Annotated in this window: 17 protein-coding genes and 3 tRNA genes; 14 read left to right on the top strand and 6 right to left on the bottom strand. The window is 54.0% G+C overall.

Going from position 1 to position 17,679, the window contains the following annotated elements; genetic code table 11:
* Window positions 1-11 precede the first annotated feature (11 nt).
* The 3 genes from ccsB (at window position 12) to CHM34_RS01805 (ending at window position 3,831) form a co-directional block, all read left to right on the top strand.
* The gene (gene ccsB, locus CHM34_RS01815; protein WP_094262856.1) at window positions 12-1,217 is read left to right on the top strand and encodes a c-type cytochrome biogenesis protein CcsB; all 1,206 of its coding nucleotides are present in this window, start codon (window positions 12-14) and stop codon (window positions 1,215-1,217) included.
* A gap of 71 nt (window positions 1,218-1,288) precedes the next feature.
* Window positions 1,289-2,014 carry a response regulator gene (locus CHM34_RS01810; protein ID WP_094262855.1) on the top strand — a complete coding sequence of 242 codons (726 nt, stop codon included), beginning with the start codon at window positions 1,289-1,291 and terminating at the stop codon, window positions 2,012-2,014.
* Window positions 2,011-3,831 carry an ATP-binding protein gene (locus tag CHM34_RS01805; RefSeq protein WP_240511811.1) on the top strand — a complete coding sequence of 607 codons (1,821 nt, stop codon included), beginning with the start codon at window positions 2,011-2,013 and terminating at the stop codon, window positions 3,829-3,831. Before CHM34_RS01810 ends, CHM34_RS01805 begins: the two co-directional genes overlap by 4 nt.
* A 251-nt stretch (window positions 3,832-4,082) precedes the next feature.
* On the opposite strand, the gene CHM34_RS01800 is transcribed toward CHM34_RS01805, so the two are convergent.
* From CHM34_RS01800 to CHM34_RS01790, 3 genes are all read right to left on the bottom strand, one after another.
* Window positions 4,083-4,784: an SDR family oxidoreductase gene (locus CHM34_RS01800; RefSeq protein WP_094262854.1), complete on the bottom strand. Its 702-nt coding sequence runs from the start codon at window positions 4,782-4,784 to the stop codon at window positions 4,083-4,085.
* Window positions 4,785-4,964: 180 nt separating this feature from the next.
* Entirely contained in the window at window positions 4,965-6,545 is a 1,581-nt protein-coding gene (serA, locus tag CHM34_RS01795; protein ID WP_094262853.1) for a phosphoglycerate dehydrogenase, read from the bottom strand.
* Window positions 6,530-7,687 (bottom strand): pyridoxal-phosphate-dependent aminotransferase family protein, encoded by a 1,158-nt coding sequence (locus tag CHM34_RS01790; RefSeq protein ID WP_094262852.1) that lies wholly within the window; start codon window positions 7,685-7,687, stop codon window positions 6,530-6,532. Before CHM34_RS01790 ends, serA begins: the two co-directional genes overlap by 16 nt.
* On the opposite strand from CHM34_RS01790, the gene CHM34_RS18905 reads away from it, so the two are divergent.
* Window positions 7,661-8,008: a hypothetical protein gene (locus CHM34_RS18905; RefSeq protein WP_141201610.1), complete on the top strand. Its 348-nt coding sequence runs from the start codon at window positions 7,661-7,663 to the stop codon at window positions 8,006-8,008. The genes CHM34_RS01790 and CHM34_RS18905 overlap by 27 nt on opposite strands.
* Window positions 8,009-8,126: 118 nt before the next feature.
* On the top strand, window positions 8,127-10,280 hold the full coding sequence (locus tag CHM34_RS01785) for an ATP-dependent helicase (protein WP_094262851.1): 2,154 nt from the start codon (window positions 8,127-8,129) through the stop codon (window positions 10,278-10,280).
* A 70-nt stretch (window positions 10,281-10,350) separates the two neighbouring features.
* Here the strand turns inward: CHM34_RS01785 and CHM34_RS01780 are convergent, their stop codons facing one another.
* Entirely contained in the window at window positions 10,351-10,848 is a 498-nt protein-coding gene (locus CHM34_RS01780) for an inorganic diphosphatase (protein WP_094262850.1), read from the bottom strand.
* 220 nt (window positions 10,849-11,068) lie between these two features.
* Between CHM34_RS01780 and CHM34_RS01775 the strand changes: the two genes are divergently transcribed.
* Window positions 11,069-11,416, top strand: coding sequence for a rhodanese-like domain-containing protein (locus CHM34_RS01775; RefSeq protein WP_094262849.1), 348 nt, complete (start codon window positions 11,069-11,071; stop codon window positions 11,414-11,416).
* A gap of 30 nt (window positions 11,417-11,446) precedes the next feature.
* On the opposite strand, the gene CHM34_RS01770 is transcribed toward CHM34_RS01775, so the two are convergent.
* Entirely contained in the window at window positions 11,447-11,656 is a 210-nt protein-coding gene (locus CHM34_RS01770; protein WP_094262848.1) for a ferredoxin, read from the bottom strand.
* 137 nt (window positions 11,657-11,793) lie between these two features.
* Here CHM34_RS01770 and CHM34_RS01765 point away from each other — a divergent pair, with 137 nt between their 5' ends.
* The 6 genes from CHM34_RS01765 (at window position 11,794) to CHM34_RS01740 (ending at window position 14,358) form a co-directional block, all read left to right on the top strand.
* The gene (locus CHM34_RS01765; RefSeq protein ID WP_094262847.1) at window positions 11,794-12,396 is read left to right on the top strand and encodes a CPBP family intramembrane glutamic endopeptidase; all 603 of its coding nucleotides are present in this window, start codon (window positions 11,794-11,796) and stop codon (window positions 12,394-12,396) included.
* An 86-nt stretch (window positions 12,397-12,482) separates the two neighbouring features.
* Window positions 12,483-12,884 carry a hypothetical protein gene (locus tag CHM34_RS01760; protein ID WP_094262846.1) on the top strand — a complete coding sequence of 134 codons (402 nt, stop codon included), beginning with the start codon at window positions 12,483-12,485 and terminating at the stop codon, window positions 12,882-12,884.
* Between the two features lie 81 nt (window positions 12,885-12,965).
* Window positions 12,966-13,058 (top strand) — tRNA-Ser (locus CHM34_RS01755).
* A gap of 20 nt (window positions 13,059-13,078) precedes the next feature.
* Window positions 13,079-13,170: transfer RNA gene (locus CHM34_RS01750), tRNA-Ser, on the top strand.
* Between the two features lie 60 nt (window positions 13,171-13,230).
* Window positions 13,231-13,304, top strand: a tRNA-Cys gene (locus CHM34_RS01745).
* 460 nt (window positions 13,305-13,764) lie between these two features.
* Window positions 13,765-14,358: a genetic competence negative regulator gene (locus CHM34_RS01740; RefSeq protein WP_094262845.1), complete on the top strand. Its 594-nt coding sequence runs from the start codon at window positions 13,765-13,767 to the stop codon at window positions 14,356-14,358.
* Window positions 14,359-14,410: 52 nt separating this feature from the next.
* Here the strand turns inward: CHM34_RS01740 and CHM34_RS01735 are convergent, their stop codons facing one another.
* A complete protein-coding gene (locus CHM34_RS01735; protein WP_094262844.1) occupies window positions 14,411-15,118 on the bottom strand; it encodes a PIG-L deacetylase family protein in 708 nt (235 codons plus the stop codon).
* A 176-nt stretch (window positions 15,119-15,294) separates the two neighbouring features.
* Between CHM34_RS01735 and CHM34_RS01730 the strand changes: the two genes are divergently transcribed.
* Together CHM34_RS01730 and CHM34_RS01725 are read left to right on the top strand one after the other, a co-directional pair.
* Window positions 15,295-16,578: a Glu/Leu/Phe/Val family dehydrogenase gene (locus CHM34_RS01730; RefSeq protein ID WP_094262843.1), complete on the top strand. Its 1,284-nt coding sequence runs from the start codon at window positions 15,295-15,297 to the stop codon at window positions 16,576-16,578.
* Window positions 16,579-16,667: 89 nt separating this feature from the next.
* Complete coding sequence (locus CHM34_RS01725) at window positions 16,668-17,651, top strand: YpdA family putative bacillithiol disulfide reductase (RefSeq protein ID WP_094262842.1); 984 nt, start codon at window positions 16,668-16,670, stop codon at window positions 17,649-17,651.
* The last annotated feature ends 28 nt before the right edge of the window (window positions 17,652-17,679 follow it).

Here is a 17,679-nt window from a genome sequence, read left to right as displayed (position 1 = left end):
GGGGATCTCTCATGGAACAATTGATGGAATACTCCTTACTGGCTACATTTTTCCTGTATCTCATCGCCGGGGTTACTTTTGTAGCGGCGATGACGGGTAAGGGAACCGAGGAGGAGAAGGAGGCCCATGTCGTCCGCTGGGGACGGCGCGGGCTCATCTTCGCTATGATTGGGGCCGTTTTGCATGTGGTATTTACGGTGACCCGAATCTTTCTCAGCGGACACTTTCCCACCAGTAATATGTTTGAGTTCACGGCATTTCTCTGTTTCGCCATCGTAGCCGCCTTTATCGTCATTTTCTCGATTTATCGGACGGTGGCTTTAGGGGCGTTTGTCATGCCTCTGGCGGTGATTATGTTGGCTTACGCTTCTGTGTTTCCCCGGGAGGTCAAGCCGTTAATTCCCGCTCTGCAAAGCCATTGGTTGGGCATTCACGTAACAACCGCCGCTTTGGGAGAAGGGGCCCTCGCCGTGGGGTTCGTTGCGGGTCTCATCTACTTGATCCGCTGGGCGGATTCCCATCCTAACAGCCGGACCGCAGCGTATTTGGAAGTGGTGATGGCTGTGATTCTGATGGTGGTCGCCTTTGTAGTTTTGTCCTTCACCTTCAGCGGGTTGGATTATCACGCCTCTTTCAAGCATACCGTCGACGAGCAAGAAGTGGTTCAGGAGTACTCCATGCCCCCCATCGTCGGACCTTCTGGAGGCGAAGCGATACAGGTGCAACCGTTTTTGGGAATGGAGCGACCCCTGTTTGACGCGCCGGCTTGGATGGAAGGAGAAAAAGCGGCCAACAAACTGAATACCGTTTTGTGGTCGGTTTTTTCCGGTCTTGTACTGTACGGACTCCTTCGTTTGATTCTCCGCAAGCGGATTTATGAATCCATGGTCCCGATGGTGAAAAATATGGACATGGAACTGATGGATGAGATCAGCTACCGGGCAATCGCTATCGGATATCCCGTCTTTACTCTGGGTGCGCTCATTTTTGCGATGATCTGGGCCCATGAGGCTTGGGGGCGTTTTTGGGGTTGGGATCCGAAAGAAGTTTGGGCCTTGATCACTTGGTTATTCTACAGTGCTTATCTGCACCTGCGTCTGTCCCGCGGATGGCACGGGTTGAAGTCTTCCTGGATGGCCGTAGGCGGTTTTGTGATTATCATGCTCAACCTGATTGCGATTAACCTCGTGCTGGCGGGCCTGCATTCCTATGCTTGAGTGAAGTGGCAAGGGATATGATATGATAGGAATAAGACAGAAGGAACGAATTTTCGGTTTGTGAAGCAGAGGTGAATCAGGTGGGTAAACAGGAACACATTCTGGTTGTAGATGACGAGGATCGCATCCGCCGCTTATTGCGCATGTACCTGGAACGGGAAGGTTATAAAATCGATGAAGCGGAAGACGGAGAGTCCGCACTGGCGAAATCGATGGAGACGGATTATGATTTGATTTTGCTGGATCTGATGCTGCCTGGAACGGACGGGTTGGATATTTGCCGGGAGCTTCGCAGAAAGAAGGCGACGCCGATCATCATGTTGACGGCCCGGGGAGAAGAAGCCAACCGGGTGGAAGGGTTTGAAGCGGGGACGGATGATTACGTCGTCAAGCCCTTCAGTCCCCGTGAACTGGTCCACCGGGTCAAGGCGGTCCTGCGGAGATCCTCTGCCACCGCGTTTCTGTCCACGGAGACTGAGACGCATAACGTACTCGTGTTTCCGGAACTGACGATCGATCATGATGCCCATGAGGTACGTGCGGGAGGGGTAGAGGTTGCCCTGACTCCCAAGGAGTACGAACTGCTTTACTACCTGGCCTCCTCACCGGATAAAGTGTTTACCCGGGAGGCATTGCTCCGGGACGTGTGGAACTATGAGTTTTTTGGAGATCTGCGGACGGTGGACACACACATCAAGCGGTTGCGGGAGAAGTTGAACCGGGCTTCTCCGGCGGCGGCCGCTATGATTCATACGGTTTGGGGTGTCGGATATAAACTTGAGGTGCCGAAAGAGTGATTTGGCGCAGTGTCGTCGGCAAGCTGTGGTTGACGATTATCGGCCTGGTTACCATGGTTCTGTTAGTGCTCAGTCTGTTCCTCACGGAGCGGATCATGGATACCTACTACCAGGCGGAGATGAAAAATTTGAAGCAGCTGGCCGAACATGTGGATCATACACTGGAATCTCCCGATTTACAGGGGCGTTCGGACTATCTGCACTCCATCCTGGAAGTGGCGGATCTATATGATACCTATATGATCGTGCTCGGTCCCGACGGTTCCGTGGAACCCATCGGCGTTTCTCCCAATGTTCCGGATATCCCCTGGCAGGATATCCTGGAACAGACGGAGATCGACCGGGTATTCGAAGGGAAGGAGCAAGAACTCCGTACCCGGGTGATGGTGGGGGAAGAGGGTTCTTCCTTTCCTCTTTTTAAAGATGAAATCATGATGGTGGCTTACCCCCTCCAACAAAAAAACGGTGAAGTGAAAGGAGCTGTGGTGCTTTACCGCACCCAGGAGCAGCTTTCCGAAGGTGAAATCAAGAAGCTGATCTTTTTTTCCGCCCTCATCGGGATTTTTTTGACGACCATTTTCGCTTTCTTTCTTTCGACCCGGATCACCCAGCCCTTGATCCAGATGAAAAAGGCGGCGGAGCGGATGGCGAAGGGGAATTTCTCCGCCAGGGTGCCGGTTCGCTCCCATGAGCGGGATGAGATTGGCGACCTTTCCGTCTCTTTCAACCGAATGGCCGCACAACTGGAAGGGTCGATTCGGGCTCTTTCCCAGGAAAAGGAACAACTGAGCAGTATTTTGCGGAGCATGGTGGACGGAGTGATCACCATGAACGCCCAGGGTCAGGTGATTGTCACCAATCCGCCGGCGGAGCGGTTATTGGCGGAGTGGCACGACCATGACGCCTCGAATGATAAACCGGTCCGAGAAGATTTGCCCCCGCTTTTGGATGAGGTTTTTCAGCAGGTCGTGAAGGATGAGCGGGAGCACTTCAGCGACATTTCCGTCCACGGGCGCACCTGGGCTGTGGTGATGGCTCCTCTGTACGCTCGGGAACAGGTGCGGGGAGCGGTGGCGGTGCTCAGGGATGTGACCGATGAGCGTCGTTTGGATAAACTGCGTAAGGATTTTGTCGCCAATGTCTCCCATGAGTTGCGAACGCCTTTATCCATGCTTCAGGGTTATAGTGAAGCTTTGTTGGACGGAATCGCCCAGACACCGGATGAGCAACAGGAAATCGCCAGAGTGATTCACGACGAATCCCTTCGGATGGGTCGTTTGGTGCGGGAGCTCCTCGATTTGGCCCGGATGGAAGCCGGCCATATCCGGTTGGAACGTTCCTGGGTAAATGTGACCGATTTGATCCACAGAGTGCAGCGCAAATTCCAGGCGATTGCCAAGGAGCGGCAAATTCAATTGGAAGGGGAATTTCCCGAAGAAAAGATATCCGCTTTCTGGGACGAAGATAAGGTGGAGCAAGTTTTGACCAATTTGGTAGATAACGCTCTCCGCCATACCCCGGCAGGAGGAACGGTCACCTTGGCCGCCGACGCCAACGAAGGTTCCGTGCAATTAAATGTTCGGGATACGGGGTCGGGAATCCCCGAGGAGGATCTGCCCTTTATCTTTGAGCGCTTTTATAAAGCGGATAAAGCCCGAAAACGGGGGCCGGCAGGGACCGGACTGGGATTGGCCATTGTCAAGTATATTATCGACGCCCATCAAGGGACGGTTTCTGTAAAGAGCCGCCTGGGGGAAGGGACTCTCTTTTCGGTTCAGCTTCCTGTGGAGGCACCGACACCGGAGGAGCAGAACTGACGAGGACGTGTGCCTGTAAATCGCCAAAAGTAGCTGGGCGCCGATTTCCATCGTAGTGACCTTTGTACTCACTCCGTTTCGTTCTGACGAGCCAAAGGCACTCCGTGTGGAACCCCACCCCAACCCACCAAGGACGTGCTCAATCACCAGTCTTCTAGTAACCTAGCGGGTCTATGGATCGCCCCTGAAACCAAAAAACGATGGTTTACCACCGTGATTCGGGTAAACCATCGTTTTTTCGCATTCGGGGTTTACTTTTGAAATTCCGGGGGAACTTGCGGGCGCATAATTACTTGGTTGTAGATGACCCCTGCCGGAGCGGTGACCATGGTCCAAATGGTCTCCGCCACTTGTTCGGCTGTCAAGGCGTAGGATTTCGGATCATCGGAAAACTCTGTCTGGATCGAACCGGGACAGATAGTGTTGACTTTGACTTCGTTCTTCTTCAATTCCTGGGTGAGAACATCGGAAAGTGCCATCAACCCGAATTTGGAGGCGCAGTATCCGCCTCCGCCGGGAAAGGCGACGGTTCCGGCGACACTGGAGACGTTGACGATATGTCCTTTTTGCTCCACCAGGTGCGGGATCGCATGTTTACAGGTGAGGAAGACTCCTTTCAAGTTGATGTCCATCATCTCGTCCCAATCTTCTTCTGTCAGTTCCTGAACCTTGCCGAAGCGGCCCACCCCGGCGTTGTTAACCAGGATATCGAGCCGGCCGAAAGCGTTCATTCCTGTATCGATCAGTCGTTTCACCTGATCGTGTTGGGTGATGTCGCAAGTGACAGGAAGAATCTGGTCCGGATACTCACGGGACAGAGTCTCCAGTCGATCCCGGCTGCGGGCACCGGCCACTACTTTGGCCCCTCCTTCGACAAACCGGCGGGTGACGGCGGCACCGACCCCTTTACTCGCTCCGGTAACGATGGCTATTTTTCCATTTAAGTCTGCCATGGTGCGTTGCCTCCTTTTTCTCCATGGGTTGTCATGTCGTTTTCCCGCGATGAAACGGCCCTCCTATTTATACCTTACACCGCTCCTGTTTAAACTTCGTGTATTCAGGAACAGGAGGAGGTCCGTAAACACTCGTTATCCAACAAGCGGCACCGATTACGGATCGGTGCCGCTTGAGTATTACAAGTCGATGGGCGTCACTGCATCGATTTCCTCCATCTGTTCAAGGGCATTCACGAGCTCCTCAGGGACCGCTTTATCCACACCCAGCATCATAATGGCACGGCCTCCGACATCCCGCCGTCCCACCTGCATGGTGGCAATATTGACACGATGGTCCCCGAGGATGGTCCCCACCCGTCCGATCGCTCCCGGACGATCGTTATGGCGGATGAGCAGTTGATGACCAAAGGGTTGAACATCGACGGAATATTCCCCGATTTTGATGATGCGGGGTCCCAACCCGTTTAACAGCGTTCCGGAAACACTGGTGTCGGAGCTGTCGGTCCGGATCTTCACTGTGATCAGATGGGTGAAGCCGTGGCTTCTGGACATCTTTTGCTCTGTCACCCGTATGTTTCGCTCCTTGGCCAGATACGGGGCATTAACGTCGTTCACATCGGAAAGGTAATGGGAAAGGGTCCCCTTCAGGATGATCCGGGTCAAAGGAGCGGTATCCACCTCTGACAGTTCCCCGGAGTAAGTCACAGTCACTTCGTCAAGGGCTCCCTTTACCGTTTGGACGGCAAAATGGCCCAATTTCTCGGCCAGGTTTTGGTAGGGACGCAGTTTTTCCTGAAGCTCAGCCGGAATGGAAGGGAGATTGACTGCGTTTTTGAAAGGTTCTTCCCGCAGGATGTGAAGCACTTCTGCGGAAACATCGATGGCCACGTTTTCCTGGGCTTCCCGGGTGGAGGCGCCCAGGTGGGGTGTAGCGATCACCTGAGGCAAGGCGAACAAGGGATGTTCTCCCGGCGGCTCCGTTTCAAAGACGTCAAGGGCGGCACCGGCTACTTTTTGGTTTCGAATCGCCTCAGCGAGGGCTTCTTCGTCAATGATACCGCCTCGGGCGCAGTTGATGATTCGCACGCCGGGCTTCATTTTTGCAAAAGCTTCCGTGCTGAGCAAATGGCGGGTCTCTTTGGTCAAGGGTGTGTGGACGGTGATAAAATCCGCCCGGACGATCACTTCATCCAGGGAAGCTTGGGTGATGCCGATTTTTCGGGCGTGTTCTTCGGTCAAATAGGGATCAAAGGCAAGGACGTCCATGTGAAAGGCTTTGGCTCGCTTGGCCAATTCGGTCCCAATCCGTCCCAGACCGATGATACCCAGGATTTTGCGGTTCAATTCCACACCGACGAACGCTTTTCGCTTCCACTCCCCTTGAATCGTGGAGTGATAGCCTTGGGGAATATTGCGAGCCAGTGAAATCAGCATGGCAAATGTGTGTTCAGCGGTGGAGACGGTATTTCCGTCCGGGGCGTTGACTACGATGATTCCGCGGCTGGTGGCGGCGGGGATGTCGATATTATCAACGCCGACACCGGCCCGTCCGATCGCTTTCAGTTTTTTTCCCGCGGCGATGACTTCCGCTGTCACTTTGGTTTGACTGCGGACGAGAAGGGCATCGGCATACTGGATTTCCTCCAGCAATTCTTCGGGAGACAGACTGGTTTTTTGAATCACTTCTACATCTTCGGCCCGAATCAATTGTTCAATACCGTGATGGCTGAGCGGGTCGGTAATTAAAACTCGGTACATTGGATCCATTCCTCCTCTGCGGCTTTGATTCCGGCTCCCGAATCCACAGGAGCGCCAATTCGCACCCCTGCGATCTCGATGGCGGAGAGAGCGGCCAGGATATCCAGGGGATCGTGATAGCCCATGTGACCGATTCGGAAAATCTTTCCCTTCAAATGTTGCTGTCCGCCGGCCAAGCGGATACCCAAGCGGCGCAGTTCCTTCCGCAAGTCCTCCGGTGACCAGCTTTTTCCTCCCTGTACGGCGGTGACCGTCGGTGAAGCGGCTTCGTCAGAAGTCAAGGGAGAAAGGCCCATGGCTTTGATTCCTTCCCGGGTCATTTTCATCATCAGCCGGTGGCGTTGAAAAACTTTTTCCAAACCTTCTTCCTCGATCATGTCGAGCACTTCCCGAAGACCGAACAAGAGGGAAACCGCTGGTGTAAACGGCGTCGTATCTTTTTCCAAATGATTGCGATAAGCTTGAAAATCGAGGTAAAAACGGGGCTGTGGATTTTTTTCAATCACTTGCCAGGCTCTCTCGCTGACGGCGGCAAAGGAGAGACCGGCGGGTAACATCAGGGCTTTCTGCGAACCCGTAACTAAAATATCGATGCCCCAGGCTTCCGCTTTTGCGGGAACGGCACCGACGCAACTGACACCGTCGACTATGACAAGGGCGTCGGTGAGTTGACGCACTGTCGCGGCCAATTCTTCCACCGGATTTAAAACGCCGGTGGAGGTTTCACAATAGGTGAGAAAGACAGCTTTCACCCCGGGATGTTCTTTTAAGAAGGAAGCGAGTGTTTCCGGGGGGCAGGCTTCCCCCCAGGGCAGATCCAAACGGTGGAGTTGGACCTGATACCGTTTCAGGATTTTGGCGAACCGGTCACCGAAGGCTCCGGTAACGACGACGGCGGCTTCCTCACCGGGGGAGACCGTGTTGACCACCGCCGCTTCCAACGCGGAAGTGCCGCTGCTGGTCAGTGGGAGTACCGGTTCCCGGGCGCCAAGCACCGGTTGTAGACGTCGGCTGCACTCTTGTACCAGACGGGAACAATCCGGGTCGCGGTGGCCGATCATGGGTTGGGCCATCGCTTGCTGTACCCGCGGGGGGACGGGAGTCGGCCCGGGGATTTGAAGACGGAATTTGTCCTGCAACATGGTTTCTTTCCTCCTTTGGGGTCCATGAAAAAAGCCCTTCGCCGCATACCTGCCGCATCGGCAGGTAAGGGGCGAAGGGCTCGCGTTGCCACCCTTATTCATCCCGGCTTCGCAGTCCGGGACCTCAACGGGTCCATCCATCCGGACGACCCTGGAGATAACGGATCACCGATCCGGCCTACTTCCGAGAGGGTTCAACCGGATGACTCAGGAGTGCTCCGCCACGGTCGGAACGCCGGTTTGCAGCGGACCCGGCTCTCTGGGGATCCTTCTCGTGACTTGGCTCCTTCTTTGTCGATCAGCATTATGAAAAGGTTGTAGATTACTCTAACACGGTAAAGTAGGGGTGTCAACAGGGGAAGTCGAGTGAAAGATCTTGTTCGTGATCCGATGGGGTGTGATACCATGAAAAGATCGATAGGTAGAGAGGGGAGGTTTCATGCATATAACCGGTGTCCGGGATCCGGCGGCCGGTCTCAATCCGAGCCAACGGGAAGCCGTTACGGCGGCCGGAGGTTCGGTGGCGGTCTATGCCGGACCCGGAAGCGGAAAGACAACCGTGTTGACCCGTCGCGTACAGTACTTAATCGGGCAAGGGATTCCCAAGGAGAAGATGATGGTGGTCACGTTTACCCGGGCGGCGGCCGGGGAGATGGAGAATCGGCTGGTGCGGGAGTTAGGGGAAAGCATGACCGGTTTGACGATCGGAACATTTCATTCCATCTTCCTCCGTCTGTTGGCCGGACAAGGCTTGAAGCTTCCTCCCCTGTTGAAAGAATTTGAGCAGCACCAGCTGATTCGTCGACGACTTGAGGCCTTGGACCGCCCTGCGGATGAGGAAGCGGTGACCAGTACCCTGGGGCAAATCGGGTACTGTAAGGGAAACGGTATTCTGCCGGAATACATGAAGGTGAAAAAGGAGAAAAATATCGCTTTTCGCCGGGTGTTTCAGGAGTATGAGAAGGCCAAGCAGGAACGGGAAAGTTGGGATTATGACGATATTTTGCTCGCCTTTTGGGCCCGCCTTCGCCGTCTGTCGACTTCCCATCCGCAACGGAATCGTTTTTTACATATATTAGTGGATGAGTTTCAGGATATCAATCGCGTTCAGTTTGAATCTCTTCGACTGCTTCTTCCTGAAGAAGGGGCGTTGTTTGCCGTGGGGGATGACGATCAGTCGATCTATGGCTTCCGGGGAAGCGATCCGGGGTATCTTCTCGGGTTGGAGGAGCGCTTTCCCGGATGTCGACGGGTGATTCTCTCCACCAATTACCGGTCAACGGAGGAAGTCATCCGCCTCGGTCAGCGATTAATCCGGAACAATCGCCATCGTCGGGATAAACAACTGTCGGGGACCGACCGGCGAGGACCGGATCCGCAGTGGATGGAGCCGGGGGATGAAGAGGAGGAAGCGGAGCAAATCCGGTCAGCCCTCCGGGACGGAATGGAAACAGCGGTTCTTTACCGGACGTCCACCCAGGCCCGTGCCGTCATCGACGTCCTGGTTCGGGAAAAGATCCCTTTTTCAGTCGCCCCCGGAGACGCTTCCTTTTATCGCCGCTGGCAGGTGATGGATGTCTTGGCTTATTTAAAATTGGCGGAGGATCCCGACGATCTGGATTCTCTGGTCCGTATCATCAATAAGCCGAAAAGATATCTGTTCGGTGAAGACTGGCTGGATGAAGCATGGATGCTTTCTCGGAAGGGTAATGATCCGCTTCTGAAGGTTCTCCCGAGGATGAAGAACTTCGAACCCTATAAGCGAAAATACTTGAGCCGGTTGGCGCAGGACGTGGAATCCCTCCGAGGGATATCGGCCCGGGAGGCGGTGGACCGGATCCGGCATCAGATCGGCTATGATCGTTTCTTGACCGCCTGTTCCGAAGATCTGGGAATCGATGGTTCCGCACTCAGAGAACCGGTGGAGGAATTATCTGTCGCCGCCGCATCATACGCTGACGGACCGGCTTTGTTGGCCCATGCCCAAGAGGTGGAACGAGTGGTTCGGGAACAGCGGTCCCGCCCCCAGGTACGGTTGATGACGTTTCACAGGGCGAAGGGGCTGGAGTTTGATCGTGTGTTTCTGATCGGTCTTCACGCCATGGTACTCCCTCATCGGCGGAGTCTGCAGGTACCGGAACAGCGAAAAAATGCCGCCTGGGAAGAGGAGCGAAGGCTTCTGTATGTGGGAATGACCCGAGCCCGCCGGGAGTTGGTTCTCTCTATCAGCCAGACCCGACAGGGGCGACGGGTCGGCCCGTCTCCTTTCCTGCGGGAAATCGGTTATGATCATGGCCGGCAAGAGTCGGCCCGAGAAAAGGAAGCCGTTTCCATGTCACCGCCGGCAGCGGCGGCGGGTCGCCCGTCTTCAGACCAGCCTCATCTGCGCTTTCGAGAAGAGGGTTTAACCCATGGAACCGTCCTTCGGCACAATAAGTGGGGGCGCGGGGAAGTGATCCGCATTGAAATGCTTCAGGGAGCGACCCCCGGAAGGAAAGTTCACCTCCGATTTACCGACGGAACCCACACCCTTCACTATGAACTGTCGCGGCAGTTGGGGTTGCTGCACCCGGAGGATTCCGGTGCGTTGTGACGCCGCCTGGACTGGAACAAAAAAGGGCAGCGGAGCTTTTGCCGGTTCCGCTGCCCTTTTTGTTTTGCGCTTATCCTTTTTGTTGATGGCGTTTGATGCAGTCTTCGTAAAGGTTTGCCGCCACATCGGCATCTTTCCATCCTTCGATACGGGTTTCCTTGTTCTCCAGGTCTTTATACACCTGGAAGAAGTGTTCGATTTCTCTCAATGTGTGGGAGGGAATGTCATTCAGGCTGTGGACTCCGTCCCAGCGGGGATCATCTACGGGAACCCCCAGCAGCTTTTCGTCCTGACCCTTGTCATCCGCCATCAGCAGGACTCCGATGACACGGGACTGAATGACGCAACCGGGGAAGGTGGGGAAGGTGGTCAAGACGAGAATGTCCAGAGGATCACCGTCCTCCGCCAGGGTTTTGTCCAGATAACCGTACTCTGTCGGATAGTGCATCGGGGAGTAGAGAACCCGGTCCAGCCGGAAAACGCCTTCCTCTTTGTCATATTCGTACTTGTTTTGACTGCCGGTGGGAATCTCGATGAATGCGTCGACGACCAGCTCGTTTTGGGCCATGGCAGGAACCTCCTTGATTTTCGGTATGTATCCACCCCGACGGGGCTGATTCTACCCAACATTGTATTCGCTTTTGTCCGCGGAATCAATTATGGAAGTTTTTCGAAGGGTGGGTCCGCAGAGTTTGGCGTGATACAATATCAACGAAGAATGGATGAAGACGAGATGGAGAAAGGAGGAAGGGTCCTTTCTGCAATGCGGACAAGGTGGATCCGTTATCATGAATGAAGAAGAGAATGACCGCATCCGTGCGGAGGCATTTGCAAAAAAATATCGGGAAGGACAGTTGAACGATGCTCTCGTGTTGGATGTTCGGGAGGAAGAGGAATGGCAGGTTTATCACCTGAAAGAGGCATTATTGATTCCTTTGCAAAGACTTCCTTTCGAACTGGGCCGTCTGAGCCGGGAAAAAAATTTATATGTCCTATGCGCTCATGGAGTGCGCAGTGTCCATGCTGTTCATCTGCTCTACGGACAGGGATTTCAAAGGGTCGTCAACGTAGACGGCGGTTTGGCGGAGGTCAGTCTCTATCTGGAAGAGGGGGATTTATCCTCCGGCCGGAACTAAAAAAGCTGCTCTCGAGGAGCAGCTTTTGCTCTATTCTTCAACTTTGATGGAATCGGTCGGACAGCCGTCCCGGGCATCGAGGACATCGTCATGAAACTCTTCCGGGACGGTTGCGGTTCCTGTATTGTCATCCAGGAGTACAAAGGCGATTCCATCTTCGTCATAGTCGTATACGTCTGGAGCGGCGGCTCCGCATGCACCGCAAGCGATGCAAGTATCTTTATCCACCCAGGTGCGCATAAATCTTTCTCCTCTCCATAGGGTCCAATCCTCATAACCTTGATATCAAACCTCATTTTAGAACGAGTGTTTGAGATTTGCAAGTGAAAACCGGTTGAACCACAGGCGGTGTCGCCTGCTTGTAGAGGAGGCTGAAGATGGAAGACCAAAAGGGGTTCAAGGCGGAAAGCGGAGAGAGTCGGGCCGACGGAAATTCACCGGAGTGGGATCAACGCCTGTTGTTGTGGAATCTCTACTTGACTCAAGGGATTCTGCTCGTGCTGGGCTTCGGGTTGCTCTGGATGCAGGGACGCCTTCAAATCGACCTGTTCGGTTTCGGACCATGGCATGGGTGGTGGTTGGGGGTGGGAGTCGGTTTGGCGGTGGTGGGTGTCGAATGGTTGCTGAGCCGGGTGGTTCCGGCAGAATGGTTGGATGACGGCGGGATCAACCGTCTTCTGTTCAACAGATTGTCCCTCCCTCATATTTTCGGAATATCCGCTTTGGCGGCGGTGGCGGAGGAAGTCCTTTTTCGGGGAGCATTGCAACATGGGTTGGGTGTCGTTGGTGCAACCCTCCTGTTTGCGGCCATTCATTTCCGGTATTGGAAAAAATGGATGCTGATGACGATGCTGGTCGCTGTCAGCCTTCTGTTAGGGGGAATGGTAGAGGTGACAGGGGTGTTGGCACCGGCGATCTCGTGTCATTTTACCGTGGATTTTGTCATGGGAATGATGATCCGGAAGGGGAGGATGGTGTGAGCGTTTTTTCCGGCATATTCCCCTTCATTCTTTCTATAGGTTCGGATATACATAGATAAAGACCGATATGCAGCGGGAGGGAAAACATGCTGCTCAAACTTTGGATTTGGGCCGCCGCGGCCGGGTGTTTGGGAGCTTTCGCGCTGACTTTATTTCCAGAGAGCATCGAAGGGCGAGGGAACTCCGTTTGGTGGCAAGTTTTTTCTCTGGAATACCTGACCTCTGTCGGGCTTCTTGCCCTCAGCTGTCTGTTGTTATCCCGGGTGACCATCCGGTCGGTGGCCAGGGGATTGGACCTTCCCGGTCGGTGGCGGGACAGGCGGCGGTGGGCTTGTGTCTGCCCTGTGCTTTTTACTGTGGTTTGTATCGGCTTTTTTGCAAAGGTCCTATTGGTTCATACGGCGGTTTTTACGTCTGTTTTCATCCTTCGCGAAATCCTTCTCTGGCGTGCGAAACACAAAGAAATCTTCCGCAGCGGACTTCGTTAAAGGAAAATAAGCGGAAAAAGGTGTCTGTTTGTACCTTGACATCGGTATGCCGTGTATACTATTATTTAAAGTGTTGCTTTTGGAGAGGTGTCCGAGCTGGTCGAAGGAGCACGATTGGAAATCGTGTAGGCGGTAATCACCGTCTCGAGGGTTCGAATCCCTCCCTCTCCGCCATAATCATATAGTGATCACGCGGAGAGATACCCAAGAGGCCGAAGGGGACGGTTTGCTAAACCGTTAGGGGGCGTCTTGCCCCGCGCGGGTTCGAATCCCGCTCTCTCCGCCATTTTTCGTTTCTGCGGGACGGTGCGGATACGATTCCTGCCGCCCTGCACGGTCCCGCTCGGGGGGCATAGCCAAGCGGTAAGGCACGGGACTGCAAATCCCTCATCCCCGGTTCGAATCCGGGTGCCCCCTCCAACACTGCTTCTATAACCGACCGACGGGAATCCCGGCTCGTACAAGCCAAGGGTTCCTTTTTTATAAAATGCGAGCGGGCAAACGCCTGCCCACCCACGGGCTGACACCAAACGATGGAATCATCAGACAGGCCTGGAGGCGTTGAAAAACCCCCTTTGGGCAGGGAGGGCTCCATACGGAATACCTTTGGCTCGTAAGAATAACGAAACGGAGTGTGGAACCCGACCCGGACCGATCAAGAACGCATTCAATCACAAGGCTTCTTTGCTATCTTTCACACGAGTGGCTTTAGTGTTGCTCGTCACAGAATACGGATGCAATTCGCCGTTTAATCGTGTATGATGGTTTTCACAGGATGTAAGACAGGAAAAAGGAGAACAAGGAGACCTGACCGCGTAACGAATCGTTTTGTGCCCTCATACGCTGTATTGTGCGGGTCTCCAGCGAGGGAGGGTAAACCATGCGTGTCGAGCGACTCAGCCGAGATAAGATTCGCTTTTTTCTATCCCTGGACGATTTAATGGAAAGGGGAATCGAAAAAGAAGATATGTGGCGGGATATTCCCAAGGTCCATGAGTTATTCAACGATATGATGGATCAGGCTTATCGGGAGCTGGGCTTTGAGATCTCCGGTCCCGTCGCGGTGGAAGTATTCGCTCTTCCGGCACAGGGTATGGTTGTTGTTGTCACTCGCGGCCGTACACCTCATCCAGCCGATCTGGATGAGTTGGAGGGCGATGACATGTATGAATTGGAAGTAACCTTGGAGGAGAGCGATCAAGTCGTCTTCCAGTTCCATGATTTCGAAGATCTTGTTCAAGCCGCTGTTTCCGTTCGCCATCTCCTCGGTGCAGGCGGCCGTGTCTACGCCTATCGGGATCGCTATTTCCTGGTCCTCGACACGGACATGGAGTTGAATACCCTTCAGCAAGGGATTGCTGTTCTGACCGAGTTTGGCGAACCTTCAACCATGACTGAGCACGTTTTGGCCGAATACGGAAAAACGATCTGGAATGAGGATGCTATCGGACGAATCATCCATTATTTTTCCTGATCGATGGATAGGAAACGATCGCGCCGGTGAAGGCGCGGTCGTTTCTCTATATTTACAGGAGTTCGGTTAGGGGTATGCTATCGGCGGGTCGTACCGCCTGAAAATATTCCGTGGTTCTGAGTCGCTCCCACTTTCCCGCCAGGACCCCCGGAAACACTCTTTTGATGGATACGTGCTGGGTTCGGTGCTGTTGAAGCGCCTCCATCATTGTCTGCCGGTAGGGGGTGACATCGATCCGGGTCGTTACTTCATGGTCAGGAGTTCGATGAACCGGCGAGGCGGAAGAGGCGGTCGATTCCGGAATGACGGTGTAATAGAAGCGGATCTTTGCATCGGGGTCGACCCGGTGAATCGCTTGAAAGGTGGCTTTCTGAACTGCCTGGTGATCCGGGTGGCCGGAGATTCCGTGGGGCGGAAACGTGATGACGGCGTCGGGTTTTGAAGCGTGAATCACGCCTTCGATGTCGTCGGAGAGGCTCCCCTCGGGCATCCGCTTCAGTTTCTTATCCCCGTAGTCCCGAATCAGCACATGATCGATTCCCAGGATACCGGCGGCGGATTCCAATTCCCGGGCTCTGAAAGCGCCGAGTTCGTCTTGGCGGCACAGGGGCGGGGTGCCTGGGCTGCCGGCTTCGCCTCGGGTGGCGCAATATAAACTGATGCGGACGTCGGGCCGTTCCGCGTAGCGGGCAATGGTTCCGCCGCAGCTGAATGTCTCGTCATCGGGATGAGCATATACAAACAGGATGTGATGGGCCATCGAATGCCTCCTTGAAACAGTGGATTTTACTCCATTATAGCGGTTGCTTCCCCGGAGGAAAAAAGTCAGAAAGAGGGAAGGAACCGAATGTCGGAAATAGTGTTCTCACCTTCTTGCCAAGTGGTGTATACTTGGTAATGGATTCATGGGAACTATTATTTTTGAGGTGGTCAGGGATGGTACAAAAGTCCGATACTTCGAGTCGAGATAAACAGATGAAGGAAAACCTGGACGTCCTCGTTTCGACGCAGACGGTGATCAAGAAGGCCCTGGATAAACTGGGGTATCCCGAACCCGTTTTTGAGCTGTTGAAAGAACCGATGCGGATGATGCATGTTCGGGTTCCCATCCGGATGGATGACGGTTCGGTGAGAGTATTCACCGGTTACCGGGCGCAGCATAACGACGCCGTCGGTCCCACCAAAGGGGGAGTCCGGTTTCATCCGGGCGTTACAGAGAGCGAAGTGAAGGCGCTTTCAATCTGGATGAGTCTCAAGGCAGGGATCGTCGATTTACCTTATGGAGGAGGAAAAGGCGGTATCGTCTGCGACCCTCGCCAGATGTCCTTTCGGGAATTGGAGCGCCTCTCCCGGGGCTATGTGCGAGCGATCAGTCAGATCGTCGGACCGACGAAAGATATCCCCGCTCCCGACGTATTTACCAACTCACAGATTATGGCTTGGATGATGGATGAATACAGTCGAATCCGGGAATTTGATTCACCGGGATTCATCACGGGAAAACCCTTGGTGTTGGGCGGCTCCCGAGGGCGGGAAACCGCTACAGCCAAAGGGGTCACGATCATGATCCGCGAGGCTGCCAAAACGCGGGATCTATCCTTGGAGGATGCCCGGGTCGTTATCCAGGGATTCGGAAACGCCGGCAGCTTTCTGGCCAAATTTATGAATGATGTCGGTGCCAAAGTGATCGCCATCTCCGACGCTTACGGAGCTCTCTACGATGAGGATGGTCTCGACATCGACTATCTCCTGGACCGGCGGGATTCCTTTGGGACAGTTACCAATCTGTTCAAAGAGACGATCTCCAATCAGGATCTCCTTGAGTTGGATTGCGATATTCTGGTTCCGGCAGCAGTGGAAAACCAGATTACGGCGGCCAACGCTCACCGGATCAAGGCGGATATTGTCGTGGAAGCGGCCAATGGACCGACCACCCTGGATGCCACCCGAATTTTGTCTGAGCGGGGGATTCTGCTGGTTCCCGATGTACTGGCCAGCGCCGGCGGTGTGACGGTTTCTTATTTCGAATGGGTACAAAACAATCAGGGATATTATTGGTCCGAAGAAGAAGTGGAACAAAAGTTGGAAGAAATTATGGTAAAAGCTTTTGATAATGTCTACCAGACAGCCCGCAACCGCAGAGTGGATATGCGTTTGTCCGCCTATATGGTGGGTGTGCGTAAAATGGCGGAGGCTTCCCGGTTCCGCGGTTGGGTATAAATAGAGACAGGGGGCATGCCGGAAAACACCCCGCTTTGTACCGGGGTGTTTTCTGTCGACCTGATTGCAAAAAGGAGGTTTTGAAAAAGATGGAAGATATCGTCATTATCGGAGCGGGTCCCTGTGGACTCTCTACGGCCATCGAAGCGAAAAAAAGAGGACTCAATCCTGTCGTGATTGAAAAAGGGTCTGTAGTCAATTCGATCTATTACTTTCCAACGATGATGCAATTCTTCAGCACTCCGGATCTCCTGGAGATTGGAGGACTGCCTTTTGTTACATCCGGGGAAAAACCGATGCGCCACGAAGCGTTAAAATATTACCGGGCCGTTGTACAGGCGTATCAATTAAATGTTCATACTTATGAAGAGGTGACCCGGGTGGATCGGAGCGGGGATGAATTCACGGTGGATACTCGCCGTAAGGACGGGAACAGGCGATATCAGACCCGTCGTCTGGTGTTGGCCACCGGTTATTACGATTCACCCAACCGGTTGAATGTACCGGGTGAAGACCTGGACAAGGTTCATCACTATTATAAGGAAGGCCACCCCTATAACGGACTGAAAGTTCTTGTCATCGGCGGGAAGAACTCCGCTGTTGATGCGGCGATGGATCTTTACAACGCCGGGGCCGAGGTATCGATGGCCTATCGGCGGGAGGCCTTTACCAAGAGCGTGAAAGCGTGGGTGAAACCGGTGATTGAATCCGCGATCCAAAAGGGATGGATCGATATGTACTGGAATACTCAGGTCAAGGAGATCGCGGAGGATCACGTGGTTTTGGAACAGGAAGGGCGAACTTTTACCCTGGAGAATGACGCAGTCTTTGCCATGACCGGATACCGTCCCAATACAAACAGGCTGACTCAACTGGGTGTGTCGTTGAATGATGAGACGGGTGCCCCTGTTCACGATCCGGATACGATGGAAACAGAGGTGCCTGGCTTGTACATCGCTGGGGTAATTGCCGCAGGACGGGATGCCAACTCCATATTTATCGAGAATGGACGGTTTCACGGTGAAAAAATCGCCGCTCACATCGAAAAGACGATGAAGGCGCCGGCTGAGTGACAGTGGTGCTTTCCCTTGAAAAAACAGC

This window comes from Paludifilum halophilum, assembly GCF_002245355.1.
In the GTDB taxonomy this organism is placed as follows: domain Bacteria; phylum Bacillota; class Bacilli; order Thermoactinomycetales; family DSM-45169; genus Paludifilum; species Paludifilum halophilum.
Note: the sequence above shows the minus strand (reverse complement) of the source record. Positions and strands in the feature narration are given on the sequence as shown.